The organism is Bordetella tumbae (assembly GCF_965139195.1).
Taxonomy (GTDB): Bacteria; Pseudomonadota; Gammaproteobacteria; order Burkholderiales; family Burkholderiaceae_B; genus Bordetella_A; species Bordetella_A tumbae.
Window position 1 is genome coordinate 561,303 of sequence record NZ_CBCSJH010000001.1, and the last position, 16,112, is coordinate 577,414.

Annotated in this window: 14 protein-coding genes and 3 pseudogenes; 15 read left to right on the forward strand and 2 right to left on the reverse strand. The window is 57.0% G+C overall.

Annotated features, from left to right (window positions below; translation table 11 throughout):
- Positions 1-89: 89 nt before the first annotated feature.
- The gene (locus ACNA0J_RS02640) at positions 90-881 is read right to left on the reverse strand and encodes a GntR family transcriptional regulator (RefSeq protein ID WP_415816109.1); all 792 of its coding nucleotides are present in this window, start codon (positions 879-881) and stop codon (positions 90-92) included.
- A gap of 112 nt (positions 882-993) precedes the next feature.
- Between ACNA0J_RS02640 and ACNA0J_RS02645 the strand changes: the two are divergent.
- The 5 genes and pseudogenes from ACNA0J_RS02645 to ACNA0J_RS02665 form a co-directional block, all read left to right on the forward strand.
- Positions 994-1,059: pseudogene (locus ACNA0J_RS02645) on the forward strand (cysteine hydrolase); the annotation flags it as partial.
- 1 nt (position 1,060) lies between these two features.
- Positions 1,061-1,566: pseudogene (locus tag ACNA0J_RS02650) on the forward strand (cysteine hydrolase family protein); the annotation flags it as partial.
- A gap of 46 nt (positions 1,567-1,612) precedes the next feature.
- Positions 1,613-3,013, forward strand: coding sequence for a 3-isopropylmalate dehydratase large subunit (leuC, locus tag ACNA0J_RS02655; RefSeq protein WP_415816111.1), 1,401 nt, complete (start codon positions 1,613-1,615; stop codon positions 3,011-3,013).
- Positions 3,010-3,618, forward strand: coding sequence for a 3-isopropylmalate dehydratase small subunit (gene leuD, locus ACNA0J_RS02660; RefSeq protein ID WP_415816113.1), 609 nt, complete (start codon positions 3,010-3,012; stop codon positions 3,616-3,618). The genes leuC and leuD overlap by 4 nt, the downstream gene beginning before the upstream one ends.
- Before the next feature lie 54 nt (positions 3,619-3,672).
- Positions 3,673-4,629 (forward strand): Bug family tripartite tricarboxylate transporter substrate binding protein, encoded by a 957-nt coding sequence (locus ACNA0J_RS02665; RefSeq protein ID WP_415816115.1) that lies wholly within the window; start codon positions 3,673-3,675, stop codon positions 4,627-4,629.
- A 43-nt stretch (positions 4,630-4,672) separates the two neighbouring features.
- On the opposite strand, the pseudogene ACNA0J_RS02670 reads toward ACNA0J_RS02665, so the two are convergent.
- Positions 4,673-4,876 (reverse strand): annotated as a pseudogene (locus tag ACNA0J_RS02670) (M20 peptidase family dipeptidase); the annotation flags it as partial.
- Between the two features lie 199 nt (positions 4,877-5,075).
- Here ACNA0J_RS02670 and ACNA0J_RS02675 point away from each other — a divergent pair.
- From ACNA0J_RS02675 to ACNA0J_RS02720, 10 genes are all read left to right on the forward strand, one after another.
- On the forward strand, positions 5,076-5,999 hold the full coding sequence (locus tag ACNA0J_RS02675) for a TauD/TfdA dioxygenase family protein (protein WP_415816510.1): 924 nt from the start codon (positions 5,076-5,078) through the stop codon (positions 5,997-5,999).
- The gene (locus ACNA0J_RS02680; RefSeq protein ID WP_415816117.1) at positions 5,980-6,897 is read left to right on the forward strand and encodes a LysR family transcriptional regulator; all 918 of its coding nucleotides are present in this window, start codon (positions 5,980-5,982) and stop codon (positions 6,895-6,897) included. The genes ACNA0J_RS02675 and ACNA0J_RS02680 overlap by 20 nt, the downstream gene beginning before the upstream one ends.
- Before the next feature lie 12 nt (positions 6,898-6,909).
- Positions 6,910-7,728: a carbon-nitrogen hydrolase family protein gene (locus tag ACNA0J_RS02685; protein ID WP_415816119.1), complete on the forward strand. Its 819-nt coding sequence runs from the start codon at positions 6,910-6,912 to the stop codon at positions 7,726-7,728.
- The gene (locus ACNA0J_RS02690) at positions 7,725-8,390 is read left to right on the forward strand and encodes an RraA family protein (RefSeq protein ID WP_415816121.1); all 666 of its coding nucleotides are present in this window, start codon (positions 7,725-7,727) and stop codon (positions 8,388-8,390) included. The genes ACNA0J_RS02685 and ACNA0J_RS02690 overlap by 4 nt, the downstream gene beginning before the upstream one ends.
- A 22-nt stretch (positions 8,391-8,412) precedes the next feature.
- A complete protein-coding gene (locus tag ACNA0J_RS02695; protein ID WP_415816123.1) occupies positions 8,413-9,387 on the forward strand; it encodes a Bug family tripartite tricarboxylate transporter substrate binding protein in 975 nt (324 codons plus the stop codon).
- Positions 9,388-9,544: 157 nt separating this feature from the next.
- Positions 9,545-10,555: a Bug family tripartite tricarboxylate transporter substrate binding protein gene (locus tag ACNA0J_RS02700; RefSeq protein WP_415816125.1), complete on the forward strand. Its 1,011-nt coding sequence runs from the start codon at positions 9,545-9,547 to the stop codon at positions 10,553-10,555.
- Between the two features lie 7 nt (positions 10,556-10,562).
- Positions 10,563-11,234, forward strand: coding sequence for an RraA family protein (locus tag ACNA0J_RS02705; RefSeq protein ID WP_415816127.1), 672 nt, complete (start codon positions 10,563-10,565; stop codon positions 11,232-11,234).
- 563 nt (positions 11,235-11,797) lie between these two features.
- The gene (locus ACNA0J_RS02710) at positions 11,798-12,763 is read left to right on the forward strand and encodes an ABC transporter substrate-binding protein (RefSeq protein ID WP_415816129.1); all 966 of its coding nucleotides are present in this window, start codon (positions 11,798-11,800) and stop codon (positions 12,761-12,763) included.
- Between the two features lie 205 nt (positions 12,764-12,968).
- Positions 12,969-13,997, forward strand: coding sequence for a quaternary amine ABC transporter ATP-binding protein (locus ACNA0J_RS02715; protein ID WP_415816131.1), 1,029 nt, complete (start codon positions 12,969-12,971; stop codon positions 13,995-13,997).
- Positions 13,998-14,008: 11 nt separating this feature from the next.
- Positions 14,009-16,078 (forward strand): ABC transporter permease, encoded by a 2,070-nt coding sequence (locus ACNA0J_RS02720; protein WP_415816133.1) that lies wholly within the window; start codon positions 14,009-14,011, stop codon positions 16,076-16,078.
- Positions 16,079-16,112: the final 34 nt, after the last annotated feature.

Here is a 16,112-nt window from a genome sequence, read left to right on the forward strand (position 1 = left end):
GTGTGGCGTCGCGAGCGAGCCACGTGTCGTTCGGACGCTGCGGGGATCGTGGGGACCGAGGAATCTCTCGCGGCGAGGCTGCCAGGGTTCTATGATCCCTGTTGGTCGTGCACCAGTCTGCTGGCGATGCTTTTTTGCATCTCCGGAGGTGAATTCAATAACACGCGGCTTCGTTCCGGATTGGCATGGATGGTGAGGTGTTCCACGGGCCGTTCATTTTGGTCATACACAAGGCGCGTGACCCGCAAAAGCGGCGCCCCTACCTCGGCGTTGAGTAGTTTGGCGAATTGTGGGTTCGCTGACACGGCAGTGATTTCCTCGATCACTCGCCCGAATTCGACGCCTTGGTCGATCAGAAATTGATAGAGCGGCCTACGTTTCAGGCGTGCCAGAGTGACGGTCTTGCCCAAGTCTAATGGTACCCAAGCCTCTGTCACCATCAGCGGGACCTCGTCGGTATGGCGCAAACGGGCTGCGTAGACAGCTTGCTCGCCACTGTGCAACTGCATCTGAAACGCCACGATGCCAGGGGGGGCGGCAGTTCGAACCTCGAGCACATGAACCTGAGTTTCTTGCCCTCTTTCCTTGATCGCATCCAGGAAGCTGACGGCGTTGAACGAAGGTGGGTCCGGAAGATTAGAGCTGACAAAAGTGCCTCTACCTTGCTGGCGTTCCACGAGCCCTTGCTGGCTCAGATCGGACAGTGCCCGTCGTACTGTGATTCTGGAAACGCCAAAGTAATTGCACAACTCATCCTCGTTAGGCAACAACGCTCCTGGCGCATACACCCCTCGCATGATCTGCTCGCGCAGGACCAGGTACAGCTGGCGGTGCAGGTTGGTGCCGGGTGTTTTGACGAGCTTTTCTTGTTGGATGGTCACGTTAATCGCCTGCATGGGGAGGGTTCACACGCCACATTGTATCGTGACTGCCAAGTCATTATAATGTTATCGTGTTATGATGTTTTCAGTTTAAATCGTCACTTCGATCATCATGAAAACCGCGCTCATCCTCCTCGACTACATCGTCGACATCATGCATCCCTCGGGCAAAGTGGCGNGTTCGGCCGCACAGGCGGTCGAACGCGGCGTCGTCCAGAAAGCCAACATGGCCTTGGCGCATGCCAGGGCCAACGGATGGCTGCCCATCCTGGTAAAGGTGGGCTTTCGCAGCGGCTATAACGAGCTGTCGCGACAGTCCCTTATGTTTGGTAAAGCTGCCGATTTTGGCGCCCTGCAATTGGGCGGGCCAGGCACGGCGTTTCATCCCGATCTCCAGGTCCAGAACACCGATTGTGTGATCGTAAAACCGCGCATCAGCGCTTTTTACAGCACCGGGCTCGAGGCGCTATTGCGTGCGCAGCGGATCGAGCGCCTGGTGATTGCTGGGGTCAGCACGACATGGGCCGTGCAAGCTACCGCGCGCGACGCACACGACAGGGATTATCAGGTGGTTGTTCTCGAAGACGCTTGTGCGGCGGCACACGCCAGCGAGCATGGCGCCTCCATTCATCAGTTAGCTACCATCGCACAGATCATCCGGACCACGGATATAACCGAGCTCTAGGTCTTAGAACTCGCCACGCACACCAATACACTCCATCCGATTAAACATGTCGCAGCCCTTCACCCCGAAAACCTTGTTTGACAAGGTCTGGCAGCGCCACGCCATCCTGGAAAGAGACGGCGCGACGCTGTTACACGTCGGACGACATCTGGTCCATGACGGTTCTCGCAATGCCTTCCAACAACTCCATGATCATGGTTTGCTGTTGCGACGGTCCGAGCGCACGTTTGCGACTCCAGACCATTACGTTCCATCAGCCACTCGAAACTTGAGTGACGTGGTGGATGAGAAACGTGAGATGGTGGTGGCATTGAGCCGCAATGCCAAGGCGTTCGGCATACCCATTTTCCCTCTCGGCAACGAATATCAAGGTATCGTGCATGTGATGGGCCCGGAGCTGGGCATCACGCTCCCTGGTCTGGTTATCGTGTGTGGTGATAGTCATACCGCTACACATGGGGCGTTCGGTGCGCTCGCATTTGGTATAGGGACCTCAGAGGTCGCCCACGTGCTGGCGACACAGACACTTTGGCAGATCAAACCCAAGTCGCTGCGCATCCATGTTGCAGGAGAACTCGCCACTGACACGACAGCGAAAGATTTGATCCTGCATATCATCTCTCAAATTGGGGCTAATGGCGCAGGCGGCTACATTGTTGAATATGCTGGCAGCGCAGTGCGGGCCTTGAGCATGGAAGGGCGCATGACACTATGCAACATGTCGATCGAGGCGGGCGCGCGTGCGGGAATGATCGCACCCGATAGCGTGACGTTTGATTACCTGCGTGGCCGGCGATACGCGCCTGATCAAGATTTCGATGCCGCAGTCCAAGACTGGCAGACGTTGCGTACCGACGTGGGGGCCTCGTTCGACCGCGAAGTGCAGTTCAATGCTTCTGCCGTTTCGCCCATGCTGACTTGGGGAACGAGTCCACAGGACGGCGTGCCTGCAGCCGGCTGTGTTCCGGATCCGAGCTCCTTCAGTGACCCTATGCGTCAGGCGGCGGCCCGCAATTCACTTGCCTATATGGGCCTTGAACCGGGGCAAGCCTTGCGTACGCTGGCGGTGAACCGTGTATTCATTGGATCATGTACGAACGGACGGATTGAAGATCTGCGCGCCGCCGCGAGCCTATTGAAAGGCAGGAAGGTGCGCGTTCCTACACTAGTTGTTCCGGGATCGACGAAGGTGAAAACCCAGGCCGAACAGGAGGGCCTGGCGCGGATCCTGATAGAGGCGGGAGCAGAATGGCGCGAATCCGCGTGCTCGATGTGCTCCGGCACCAATGGCGACATCGGCAATCCAGGCGAGCGCATCGTGTCTACCACCAACCGAAACTTTGTTGGCCGGCAAGGCAAGAACGTACGTACCCATCTTGCTAGCCCCCTGACCGCTGCAGCATGCGCGATCGTGGGGCGGCTCATCGACCCGCGTGAACTTCAATGAAACCATTCAGCATCGTCCGCTCTCGACTCATCCCGTTGGATATCAGTAACTGTGACACTGACCAGATCGTCCCTGGTCGGTTTCTGTCTCGAAAGCGCGCTGACGGTTTTGGGAAGCAGCTATTCCATGATCTGCGCTATGAAAATGGTCTCGAACGGCCAGATTTTCCTATGAATAAGCCAGAATTTCGTGGTGCTGAGCTGCTGATTGTCGGGCCAAATTTTGCATGCGGCTCGTCGCGTGAGAGCGCGGTGTGGGCTTTGGTCGACTCGGGCATCCGTGCGGTTCTCGCGCCCAGCTTTGGCGACATATTTTCTAGCAGTGCCTTTAAGAACGGATTGCTTCCCATTGTGTTGTCGACGGCAGAAATTGAGTACCTCATGCGCGAGGCCCGCCTGCATCCAGACCAGGAACTCGATATCGATCTTGCTCACCAGATAGTTCGATGTGCCGATGGCCGGACGCTACCATTCGACGTCGATCCACTACGCAAGCAGATGCTGCTCCTCGGGATGGACGAGATCGCTTTTACGTTGACTCATGAAGATCAGGTGGCGGCCTATGAGCGTGGCTACGACACCCGCCATTCGTGGCTGCGACAGTGAGGGTGTGAGTGTCATTCGCATCGACAGCCCACAACAATAACGACGGAGTAGACAATGCAAGCAAAACGAAGAACGCTGCTGGCCGCGATGGCTAGCCTGCCTCTGGCGGCACGGGCCGCGCCTAGTCACGGTTGGCAACCGCGACGGCCCGTCGATATGTTGATCAGCTATCCCGTTGGGGGAGGTGCCGACAACATTGGCCGTGCACTGGCTAGCCAGATCACCACACAGCAAAAGGGATGGGAAATCATTCCGATGAACAAGCCCGGAGGCGGAGGCTTGATATTTTTGCGTGCGTTGAGTGAAGCGCAACCAAATGGAGGTACCATCGGAATATGTCTAAGTTCTCAACTGACGTTTCCACCTGACGGCGCTCGGACACAGGCCTTCGAACTCGCTAACTACACGCTACTGGGGGCCGTCGCCACCAGTTACCTGACTATCATCGTGAAGAGCAAAGGTCCCATCACGTCGATAGATACCTTTCGGGCGTTCGCCAAGAAAAAGGGGGCAGTCTCGATCGCGGTGAGTCCCACTTTCTCCTGGATCAGCAACGCATTAAGCGACAGCTTGGGCGTACCGGTGATTGGAGTCGTCTATAAAGGCGCCGGCGAGTATCTGCCCGCACTGGTAGGCGGGCATGTGGACTTGGTGCTATGGGCGGGTGGGACTCAGCAGCTCGAGGCAGCGGGCACCATCGACGTCATCGCGACGGTCGCGCCCCAGCGTATGCCGGGTGCGCCGTCTGTATCGACGCTGAAAGAAAGTGGAATACCTGTCGAAGTGGAGTCGCATTTCATTATGCTGGCGCCCAAGGGAATGGATACGAACATCGCCGATGTGTTGATAGATGTCGTGGCGGAAGCAGCACAGAACGCCGTTTTTCAAAACCGTATGGAAGCTCTGCTGGGACGACCCGCGCGATACATCCCACCGAACGAACTTGCACCGCTCATCGAGGCACAGCAGAAGGTAGCGGTTGAGTACGAGTCTCAGTATAGAGAGCGGTGAGAGGTGTAGCTCATTACGACCCCTAGAACCCACATCAAGCGTTTCACCAAAGCGCCTTTTCCTCACCTAAATTCCAATATAGGCCCGCCATCATTTCCAATCCTTGACGAGCGACCCGGGCTAACAGGTGCTCGTTCGGGCCATGTTGCCCGCAGGCGGGGCACGAGTGCGGTATCCATAATGTCGGCAAACCCAATATGTTGCTAATGGCGGCATTGGGGATAGACCTCGCCAAGTTAGGCATAATGACGACGTCTGGCTCGATCGTCTGCCTAACCTCCAACTGCGTGATGAGCCGCCCCGTACGGGACAATTCCTGAAGGTGGCTCATCTTTGGAAAATCGCGTCGAAAACCAAAAAAAGGTTAAGCCAAATACAAAAATTTTAATGTTGTCAGGCTAGGCCACTTGTCACATCATCCTCCTCACTTATCTGGAGGTTCGATCGTGAGAATAATACCGAGTGCCACGGGGTTTGGCGCGGAAGTCATTGACTGCCCGGCCGGACTAAAAGTGACGGATGACGAGCTGAATCAGTTTGTCCGCGCCTGGACGGACCATTCAATTCTGTGTTTTCGAGGCGTGGAAATGACGCCCGCCGAACACGTCGCATTCAGCCGGCGTCTGGGCGAGCTGCATATCATGACGCCCCTCAAATTCAACCTTGAAGGCTATCCCGAGGTGTTCGTCGTATCGAACGCCAGCAAAGCCGACCCATCCAGACCGGTTGAAGGAAACGCTGAAGGTGACGCGGGTTTGCGCCGCGCGGGCGAAGGCTTTCACACGGATGGGGAAGATAAAGCGATTCCCAACACCGGCTCGTTCCTATACGCGCGCCAGGTCCCGCCCGAGCGCGGCGACACGCTTTTTGTCGACATGTATGCAGCGTATGAAGCTCTGCCGGACAGTATCAAGACACTCATTGCCGGGCGGCGTGCGCGATACAGCCGCATCGACCTGCACGCTACCCACTACCCGTTGATGGCGCCTCTCACCGATGACGAAAAGCGCGCACGGCCTGATGTCTACCATCCTTTGGCGCGACGGCACCCGGTCAGTGGTCGGACTTCGCTCTACATCGGGCGCTGGGCCTGCGACGTAGATGGGCTCCCCGCCGAGGAAGGCCAGGCATTGGTCAAGTTCCTTCAGGATTTCGCCAAACAGCCTCAATTCATTTACACGCATAAATGGAAAGTGAGGGATGCCGTGCTCTGGGACAATCGCTGCACCCAACATTGCGCGACCGGCTTTGACGACACGAAATACGTCAGAACGATGCACAGAACCACGCTTGAGGGTGAGCTGCCCATCATGGCACGGTCGAGCGCAGATATCTCGTCGGCGGTGCTAAATGAATATTCGATTTCTTGAAACGGCGCTTTGGCTGGCAAAGCTCAAGAGCATCAAGGCGACCGCCGAAAAGCTCTGCCTGACACAGGCCGCTGTCTCCAGCCGAATCGCCAATCTCGAGCAGGATCTCGGCGCATGCCTTTTCACTCGCGGAGGCGACGGCTTCGAACCGACCTCCGCCGGGATCACGTTTCTCGAGCATGCCGAACGTATTGTCAGCGCACACCAGGCGCTACGAGCATCCATGTTGGACTCGAGCAAATTGTCTGGCTCGCTGCGTATCGGCATGACGAGCACCTTGATTCCGACGATTTTGCCTGGCCTCGTTGATACATTACGAAGAGGCTACCCCGGTATCTCGATCAGCCTCAAAACCGAACTGACCGAGAAATTGCTGAAGGAATTGGAGATCGGACGGGTCGATCTGGTACTGGGCGCGGACAATGAGGCTGTGCACGAACGGTTCGAAGTGGTTCCCCTGTGCTCATTCGCGATGATCTTCGTGGCCAGTCCGAAGCTGGGCGTGGACCTTGTCGATGCCTTGCCTGAAGACCTTGCCCAGTACCCCATCATCGGGTACCCGCCAGGCACCAGATCGCAAGCGCGGCTCGATCGCTATTTCGAGAGCTGTGGCACACGACCTCAGATCATTCATGTCTCTCAAGCCGTGCCTACCAATCTACAGCTCGCCACTTCGGGTATAGGCCTGGCAGCTGTTCCTGAGGCCATCGTCCAACGAGAAATTGCAGCGGGCGAATTAGTGCCCGTCAAACTCAAGCATCCCTTCGTTTCGGTGAACTACCAGGCTGTGTTCCTACGTGATCAAGGGCAAGGCCTGGCCCGAGCGGTAGCCGCCCTCGCGCGCGACGTAGCGGCAAATTATTGCGAATCCGTCGACAAGCGGATCGCGTGGCAATAAAGAGAATCCCTGATGAAAATATCCGTTATCCAGATGAACTCCGTCTCCGACAAGGCGGCTAACCTCGCCACCGCGGAGCGATTGACGCGCGCTGCAGTCATGCAAGACGCTCCAGACATGGTCGTGTTTCCCGAGCACTTTGACTGGGCAGGCGGCAGCGTCGCAGACAAGGTCGCGGCTGGCGAACCGCAAGCCGATGGTCCGGCATATCGTCTGTGCGCACGCATGGCAACCGAATACGGTATCTATGTGCATTCCGGCAGCTTCTATGAAAAAGTGCCCGGGCAAGACCGTGTGTACAACACGACCGTAGTGTTTGACCCGCATGGCAAAGAAATCGCGCGCTATCGCAAGATTCACATGTTCGACATTTTCACGCCAGACGGTCTGCGGTATGGAGAGTCTGATGCCGTCGCGGCAGGGGCTGAACTCAGCACCGCTGACGTGGGCGATTTTCGTCTTGGACTCGCGATCTGCTACGACCTGCGATTTCCCGAACTATTCCAACGTCTGGCTGGTAAGGGTGCCAATGTCATCGTCTTGCCTGCCGCTTTCACACTGCAAACGGGCAAAGACCACTGGGAAGTGCTATGCCGCGCCCGGGCAATCGAAACACAGTCCTATGTCGTGGCCTGCGGCTCTCACGGTCCGTTCAGCCAGGGCGGTGAGACCCGCTATACCTATGGCCATTCAATGATTGTCGATCCCTGGGGCCATGTGATCGCCAAATGTTCAGACGGCGACGGCTTTGTCACCGCACGCCTGGATATTCAGCTGATTGATCGAGTACGTAAACAAATCCCGTTAGCCAAACACAAGGTGCTGCAGTGAACAAGTTTGATATCAATCCGATGCCGGCGCCGCTGGATTCGAAATACGTAGACCTGCTTTCCGAGGTTGAAACCGCGACGGTCGGGCACTTTCGTCACTGGGGCTTCATGGCTCCCGAAATCAAGCCGATCAACCATTCGCGCAAGATTATCGGCACAGCCGTGACCTTGTCCCTACCGGGCCAGGATTCCACTTTGTTGCATCACACGTTGAGTCTGCTACGCCCGGGCGACATCCTGATCATCGATCGCCTCGGGGATCAGAAGCATGCCTGCCTCGGTGGTGGCGTGGCACTGGGCGCGTCGCTGGCTGGCGCACATGGCGCGATCGTGGACGGCATGTGCACGGACCCATCCGAGCTGGAAGCGTTCAACTTCCCCGTATGGGCGCGTGGCGTCTCACCGATCACCACCCGCATCTACAACATCGGCGGTCAACTGAACAAGCCTGTCGCATGCGGTGGAGCGGTCGTCAGCCCGGGCGACATCATCCTGGCAGACGAAAACGGCGTGTTGGTACTGCCCGCGGACGAAGTTGCCGAGGTGTCAAGACTGGCATTGGATAAACAAGCGCGCGGAAACGCTAATGGTGAGCGCATGCGCCGTGGCGAGCGGCTGGGCGATCTGTCGGGCGCCAGCAAGTACATCCTCGAACAAGCGTAAAGAGCACTCTTTGGAGAATCGCATGAGACTCTGTCAGATTATTGCTGTTGGTATTGCCTCTAGTTGTCTGGCTTTCATGGCGACCGTCGCCCACGCCGCCTGGCCAGAGCGCCCGATAAAAATCGTGGTTCCGTTCCCTCCCGGCAATTCCTCTGATGTCTCTATGCGTTTGCTGGCGGAATTGCTGGCGCCACGCTTGGGGCAGGCTGTCGTTGTCGAAAATAAAGTCGGCGCAGGCGGCACGATAGGTACGGGTTACGCCGCCAAGCAGCCTGCGGACGGCTACACCCTCGCCATGGGATCGACGGGGCCTCTGTCAATCGGACCGTGGCTGCGTCCGGATACCATGACATACGATCCGCTCACAGATTTGGAGCCCATCGCCGCGGTCGCTTGGGCGCCGCAAGTCATGGTCGTGCGTACAGACGAGCCGTACGACAACATCGAGGGGCTGATCCAGCATACGAAGAAAAGTGGTAGTCCCTTAAAGTATGGAACGCCGGGAGTGGGAACAACCCCGCATCTGGTGATCTCGAAATTCCTGCGTGATGCCGGCATCCAGGGCCAGCACATTCCCTACAAAGGAGGCATGCAAAGTCTCGCTGATCTGATCGGCGGGCAGGTCAACTTCATGTCCGATAACGTGCCGGTTTTCAGCGCAGCCCTGGACGGCAAGCGCGTAAAACCCATTGGCGTGACTTCTGCCGAGCGCATTCCCAATCTGCCCAACGTTCCGACGCTCGCGGAGCAGGGTTTGAAGGGCTTCAGCATGCAAGGCTGGATTTTGCTCATGGCTCCCGCCGGGGTACCCGATGAAGCAAAAAAACGCCTCGAAAAGGAAGTCGCCGCCGTCATGCAGGATAAAAACATGCAGCAACGTCTGCTGGGTTTCGGTTTGGTTCCGATGAGTATGCCTCAGTCAGAAATTCCCGCTTTTCTGAAAGACGAGTCGCAAAAGTGGAAAGAGGTCGTTGAGCTCTCTGGAGCGCAAAACTAGTGCGCAATAACTTTCTGGAATAGAACGAATGAATTTATATCGCTTGTGTTCGTTCCAGCAATGCTGCCATGATGAAAGAAAGGAACTTTAGCCAAGTCAGTACTCCCTGCGCCACACAAACCTACAACGAGGAGACAACGTGGACGTTGCAGCACCCATGACTAAAGAAAACTCGGCGGAAACACTCGACAAGCGTGCCTTGACCCGGCGCAGCCTACTTGCCCTCGCCGCGCTCGCGCCGATTGCACGCACAGCGGCCGCCGAGTCAGCGTATCCGTCCAAACCCATACGATTAATCATCCCATTCAGCCCCGGAGGCGCCACCGATGTCGCAGGCCGGCTCGTCGCGGACGGCCTCGCCGCAGCGCTAAAAACAACGGTTGTAGTCGAGAACCGCGATGGTGCAGCCGGCGTTATCGGATTACAAGCGGCCGCAAAATCCCCTGCCGATGGCTATACCATAGCCATCGCGGGCAACTCGCTCTTGACCTCGCATCGCACGTTGTACCCGGCGTTGCCCTACGACCCACCGAAAGACTTTCTGCCTATTGCACGTTTAGTCGCGGGTTCCCACATTCTGGTCGTCAAACCCTCGTCACCGTTCAAAAACGTTCAAGACCTCATACAAGCAGCAAAGAAGAACCCGGGCCAGATTACCTACGGGTCCGGCGGCAAAGGCACTAGCGTTCATTTGGCGGCGGAATTGTTCCAGATCCAAGCGGGCATCAAGCTGCTGCATGTACCGTACCGCGGCACATCGCTGGCCCTCAATGGCTTGTTGTCGGACGATACGGATCTGCTGTTCGACACAACCCCTTCCGCATCCCCACGAATTCTGTCGGGACAACTGAGGGCCTTGGGTATCGCTTCCTTGCAGCGCGATCCAAATCTGCCGGATGTCCCCACCATCGCAGAACAAGGCTTGCCGGGATACGAAGTGCTGTTCTGGTTAGGCATGTATGCGCCTAAAAATACACCGGCACAAGCACAACAGACCCTTGAACGCGCCGTTCACGAAGTCGTCACCAGCGCGGAATTCGAGCGCAAATTAAAGACGTTGGGAATGACTTCCTACTTTGCGACAGGTGCTGATCTGTCTGATCAAATCGCTCGGGAAACGAACGAGTGGCGCGACGTTATACACAAAGCTGGCATAACCATGGAGTAACGTAGTAATGACCGCACTTAATTCACTGGGATTGCGCATCCGCGCTGAGTTCAACCGACCCGAAAAATCCTGGATAGACCGCGCCCGAGCCATCCCTGTGGCCGTTATCGGAGATTGCGCGCAACGGCTACAAGCCTTGCCATCAGGGTTCAGCCATTATGGCGGGCGTCAACAGTTTGCGGGCCCGGCCCTGACGGTCAGGGTGCGGCCGGGCGACAACCTTTTCCTGCATAAAGCGCTCGATCTCGCGCAACCAGGTGATGTAATCATGGTGGATGCAGATGGCGCGACGCGATCCGCCATCATAGGCGCGATGATGACGAACTACGCCAAGAGCCGTCACATCGAAGGCCTCGTCGTCGATGGCGCCATACGTGACGTCAAGGAATTGGCACAGATTGATCTTGCGGTACTCGCGCGAGGCGCCACGCCAAATGGTCCCTTTAAATCGGGCCCAGGAGAGATCGGGCAATCGATCTCATGCGGAGGCATATCCATCGCAGCCGGTGACCTCATTGTGGGTGACGAAGATGGTGCCTTGGTCATTCCCCTGGCTGAGATAGAAACCGTCATCCTCGCCGCGGAGGAAAAGCACCGGCTCGAACAAAGCTGGGAAAAGCAGATCGCCAGTGGCACGTGGGATCGCAGTTGGGTCGACGAGGCTTTAGCAAAACTTTGATCGTTTCGTCGTACGTGCCGTGAGGATACATCTGGATTCTCACGGCTCGCTAGGTCTCCCCATTTGTGGCGACGCCAGCCCTTATTTCCAGGTACATCGGCAACGTCGAGCAATTAAACAAGACAAGAAAGCTCGATGCGAGTATCATGCACAGGTTGTTTATCAATAAAACGGCTCAAAAAGCCGGCCAAAAGCCGTGTACGCGGCGCCCTTGTTGTTCAAGATTATCTACGTACCTGGCGCAGAGTTGCGAGATCGCTTTAATCACGCGACTGTGTCTGGGTAACGCTGGAATGCGTAATCCGACTCGATTTGTCTGAAGTACATCCGGCATTCTGAACCGTGTGGTTCTACTGTGTTGGCGACGTGTTTGCCAACGCCATTTCTATTGGCGCGCGCCCATGAGCAGCGCTTGTTTTTGCTGGCCAGAAGGCCTCGCAGCGCGATAGAGGTAGTAGTCATTCTGATGAATGCATTGGCATTGCCATGGGCTTTACCAACGCACGCATCAAAACCTCGAAGGGGTGACTCGTCATCCTTTCACACATGGAGGAAATTTCCCGTTGTCCATCACTAAAAAAATCAGCGCTGGCATGTTGGTGCTCGCCGTTGTGATCGGTGCCCCTGCACATGCATTCACCCCGGAATCAAGCGACCCGATAAAAATCGCGGACAATAACTGGTCGAGCCAAAAAGTGCTCGCTCGTGTCGCTCAACAATTGCTTGAAAAGCTAGGCTACCAAACCAAAGTGGTGCCAGCCGATAGCCAAGGGCAATATGCGGCAATGGGCCTGGGCGATCTGGATTTACAGATGGAAATCTGGGAAGGGACCATGCACAACAGCTTCATGAAAGAAGTCAAAGCTGGACGCATGGTCGACGTGGGCAGTCACACAGCGACAACGCGCGAGGACTGGTGGTATCCGGAATACATGGAAGAAATCTGCCCTGGTCTGCCAGACTGGAAGGCATTGAACGCATGCGCAGAGAAATTTGCCGTGCCCGAGACGGCTCCCAAGGGCCGCTATCTGGCGGGTCCGGTAGACTGGATCAAGCACGACAAAGAGAAAATCGAGGCCTTGGACCTGAACTTCACAGTGGTCAATGCCGGCTCCGCCGCAGCGTTGTTCGGCGAACTGAAGTCAGCCTATGCACGCAAAGAGCCGATCGTGTTGTTCAACTGGGCTCCGAACTGGGTTGGGGCAGAATTCGCCGGTAAATTCGTCGAGTTTCCCGAGCACGAAGCCGCTTGCGTCGAGGATCCGAAATGGGGTGTCAACCCCGATAAGACCTACGATTGCGGCTCACCCAAGGGTGGCTACCTGAAGAAAGGCGCCTGGTCCGGCTTTGAGAAAAAATGGACCTGCGGTTATCAGCTGATCAAGAACATCAACTTTACCGGCCCGATGATTGATCAGGCTGCGGCACTCGCAGATGTCAAAGGTTTGACGCACGATGCAGCCGCCACCGCATGGATCGAGCAGCACCCACAAGAGATCGCAGCCTGGATGCCAGATTGCGCTAAGTAATCTCCCTGCGTGCGCGCGACACGATCAACGTGGCCGCGTGCACCGTCCTGTGGGTCTTCGCACCATGATGTGCGTCATCTCAGATCCGTCCCGTACTTTCCGACACTATCGTTTTTTTGCGCTGAATCAGCCTTGATATCGCCATACCGCTGATCTTGTCGGAAAGTGACCGCGCAGTGTTGCGCGCTATTCGACAGGAATAGTTATGAGTGACTCGGTAAAAATTTCATGCCAAAACCTATGGCACCTGTTTGGCAAGCGCGCCACGGGCTTTCTGGAAAAACATCAGTATCAGCCCACCGACGAGCAGCTCGCCGCAGCGGGGTTGGTCGCCGCCGTCCGTGATGTCAGCTTTGATGTCCACAAGGGCGAGATCCTCATCATCATGGGCCTGAGCGGCTCGGGTAAATCGACGCTGATCCGCTGTTTGACGCGACTGATCAAGCCGCATGCGGGGAAAGTACTGTTTGATGGTGTCGACTTGCTGCAAGCCTCGCGCGCCAGCTTGACAGATATTCGTCGACGCAAGATGGGCATGGTTTTTCAGAACTTCGGTTTGCTGCCGCATCGTACCGTGCTCGAGAACGTCGCGTTTCCGCTGGAGATACAGAACGTTCCCGAAGCGACGCGGTTGGCCAAGGCGCAGGAGTTGATCGCCACGGTAGGCCTGGAGGGGCGCGAGCATTATTTCCCCCGGCAACTGTCGGGCGGGCAGCAGCAGCGTGTCGGCATCGCTCGCAGCTTGATCGGCGAGTGCGACGTGTGGTTTTTGGATGAGCCATTCTCCGCGCTGGATCCGCTGATCCGCCGCGAGATGCAGGACGAGTTCATCAAGCTGCAATCCAAGCTGCACAAATCCATCGTGTTCGTGACGCATGACTTCGATGAGGCCGTGCGCTTGGGCGACCGTATTGCGATCATGAAAGACGGACGTCTAGCGCAGATCGGGACAGCCGAAGAGCTGCTGCTGGCGCCGGCCAACGATTACGTCAAACAATTTGTGCAGCATGCACCGCGGGCCAAACTCATTACGACGCAGCGGATCATGACACCGGCTGACCCGGCTTATATCACGATCGCCTCCGATCAGGATGTGATTCGGACGACCGATGTATTGGAGAAAATCGCCAAGCGTGTCATCGCATCAGAGCGTGCCTTGCCCGTCGTCGACGCGTCGGGGGCGTTGGTCGGACAGGTCAGCCGCGAACAAGTGGCGGGAGCGCTGTTCCAATGAGTCAGGCTGCCATGCTATCGAAAAAGGACGTGGCGCAGGCGCTCGACTCGCCCCGATCGGCAGCGCCTGCGACAACGCGCAATGCTGTCGTCGCGCCGCCGTCAGGTCGTCGACCACAGGCATCCTGGCATCGCGGCATGTTTTACTGGATCGCCGCTCTGGCGATCATCCTACTGGGACAAGTGGCTGCAGGACGAGTGAGTTGGGTCGCGAAATACCCCTCCGATTGGATGTTGCCGCTAAAAGACTGGATCGACGCGTTCTTTGAGTGGGTCGTATACGGTGCGCGTTTCTTCGAAGGCACAGCGTTTGAATTCACCGCACGCAATGTGACGCGCGGGTTTTCTTCCTGGCTGTCTTATCCGTTGAGCTTCAGCGAATCGCTGTTCTTCAATGGCTTTGCCGGCAGTGTGCCTGCGTTGCCGTGGATCACGGTGATGGGGCTCGCTACGATAATGGGCCACTGGCTCGGCGGATGGCGTACAGCACTGCTCGCTGCAGTGGCGTTCACGTACCTGGCGCTGTTCGGCGTCTGGCAGCCGTCCATGCAAACGTTCGCGCTCGTGGTCATCACGGTGCCCATGGTGTTCCTCATCGGTCTGGTGTTGGGGATATTCATGAGCAAGAGCGCGCGCTTCAAGAGTCTGGTGACGCCGTTATTCGATATCCTGCAGAGCATGCCGCCTTTTGCGTATCTGGTGCCCATCGTGGTGCTGTATGGCGTCGGCAACGTGTCTGCCATGATTGCGACGGCGTTGTTCGCGGTGCCCCCAGTCGCGCGCTGTGTGGCGCTCGGTCTGGAAACGGTCAGCAGCGGTGTGCTCGAGGCGGGGCGCATGATGGGCTGCACGCGCTGGCAATTGTTGTGGCGAGTGCAGGTACCGGCCGCGCGGTCGCTGTTGCTGACAGGCTTGAACCAAGGCGTCATGCAAACCCTCGCCATGATCGTGCTGGCGGCATTGATCGGCGCCGCGGGGTTGGGCAGTGAGCTATTGACGTCGCTACAGTCGTTGCGCCTGGGCCAGGCATTGGAACAAGGTTTGGCAATCGTCGTGATCGCTGTGGTCTTGGACCGTCTGAGCCGGGCCTACGCGTTGAAGGCGCCGGTCTATGTGGATCCTGACCTCAGCTGGCGGCAGCGTCATCCTTATTTGGTGATGGGGCTGGTATTCCTGGTGGCCAGTGTGTTGCTGGCTCGCGTGGTGCCAGACCTGGCGCAGTTGAGCGGTGAACACACCATTACCTCGGCTGCCTACTGGAATGCGGGCATCGACTGGATAAACTTGAATCTGTATGACTCGGTCCAGGCGTTTCGCAATTTCGCGCTGCTCGAGGTGTTGATCCCGATTCGCACATTTTTTCAGGCGATCCCGTGGGTAACATTTGTCGCACTCGTGGCGTTGGTTGGCTATCGCTTTGGCGGTTGGTCGGTGGCGCTCGTCGCTGGACTGCTGATCTGGTTTCCTGCCGGTACGGGGCTGTGGACCGAAGCCATGACTACGCTGTATATGATCGGCACGGCTGCTGTCGTGTGCATCATCGTGGGCTTTGTGCTGGGTCTGCTGGCGTCGCGTACCGCCAACTGGTCACGTTTTGCGGCGGGCGTATGTGATTTTTTCCAGACCTTCCCGTCGTTTATCTACCTGATTCCCGTCGTGATGCTGTTCAAAGTCAGTGATCTGTCTGCCATCATTGCCGTGTTGCTGTTTGCCGTGGTGCCGATGGTGCGCTACACGATGTTGGGTTTGCGTAGCGTACCCGCTCCCATTATGGAGGCCGCGACACAACAAGGTACGACACGACTGCAGCGCTTTACGAAGGTGGAGTTGCCGATTGCGTTGCCTGAAATCATGCTGGGCGTGAACCAGGTGATTTTCATGGCTTTGTTCATGGTGGCGATTACCGCATTGATCGGCACTCAGGATCTGGGGGCGCAGATTAATGCTGCACGTTCCGGTAATGAGATTGGCAAGGCGCTAGTGGCGGGGCTGTGTATTGCCTTTATGGGGATTGCTGCCGATCGGTTGATCGGAGCTTGGGTCAAACGCAAGAAAGTCGAGTTGGGCTTGGTAGTGGCTTGACCCGTCGTTGTACTGGGTCGCCTCGGGTTCTCGA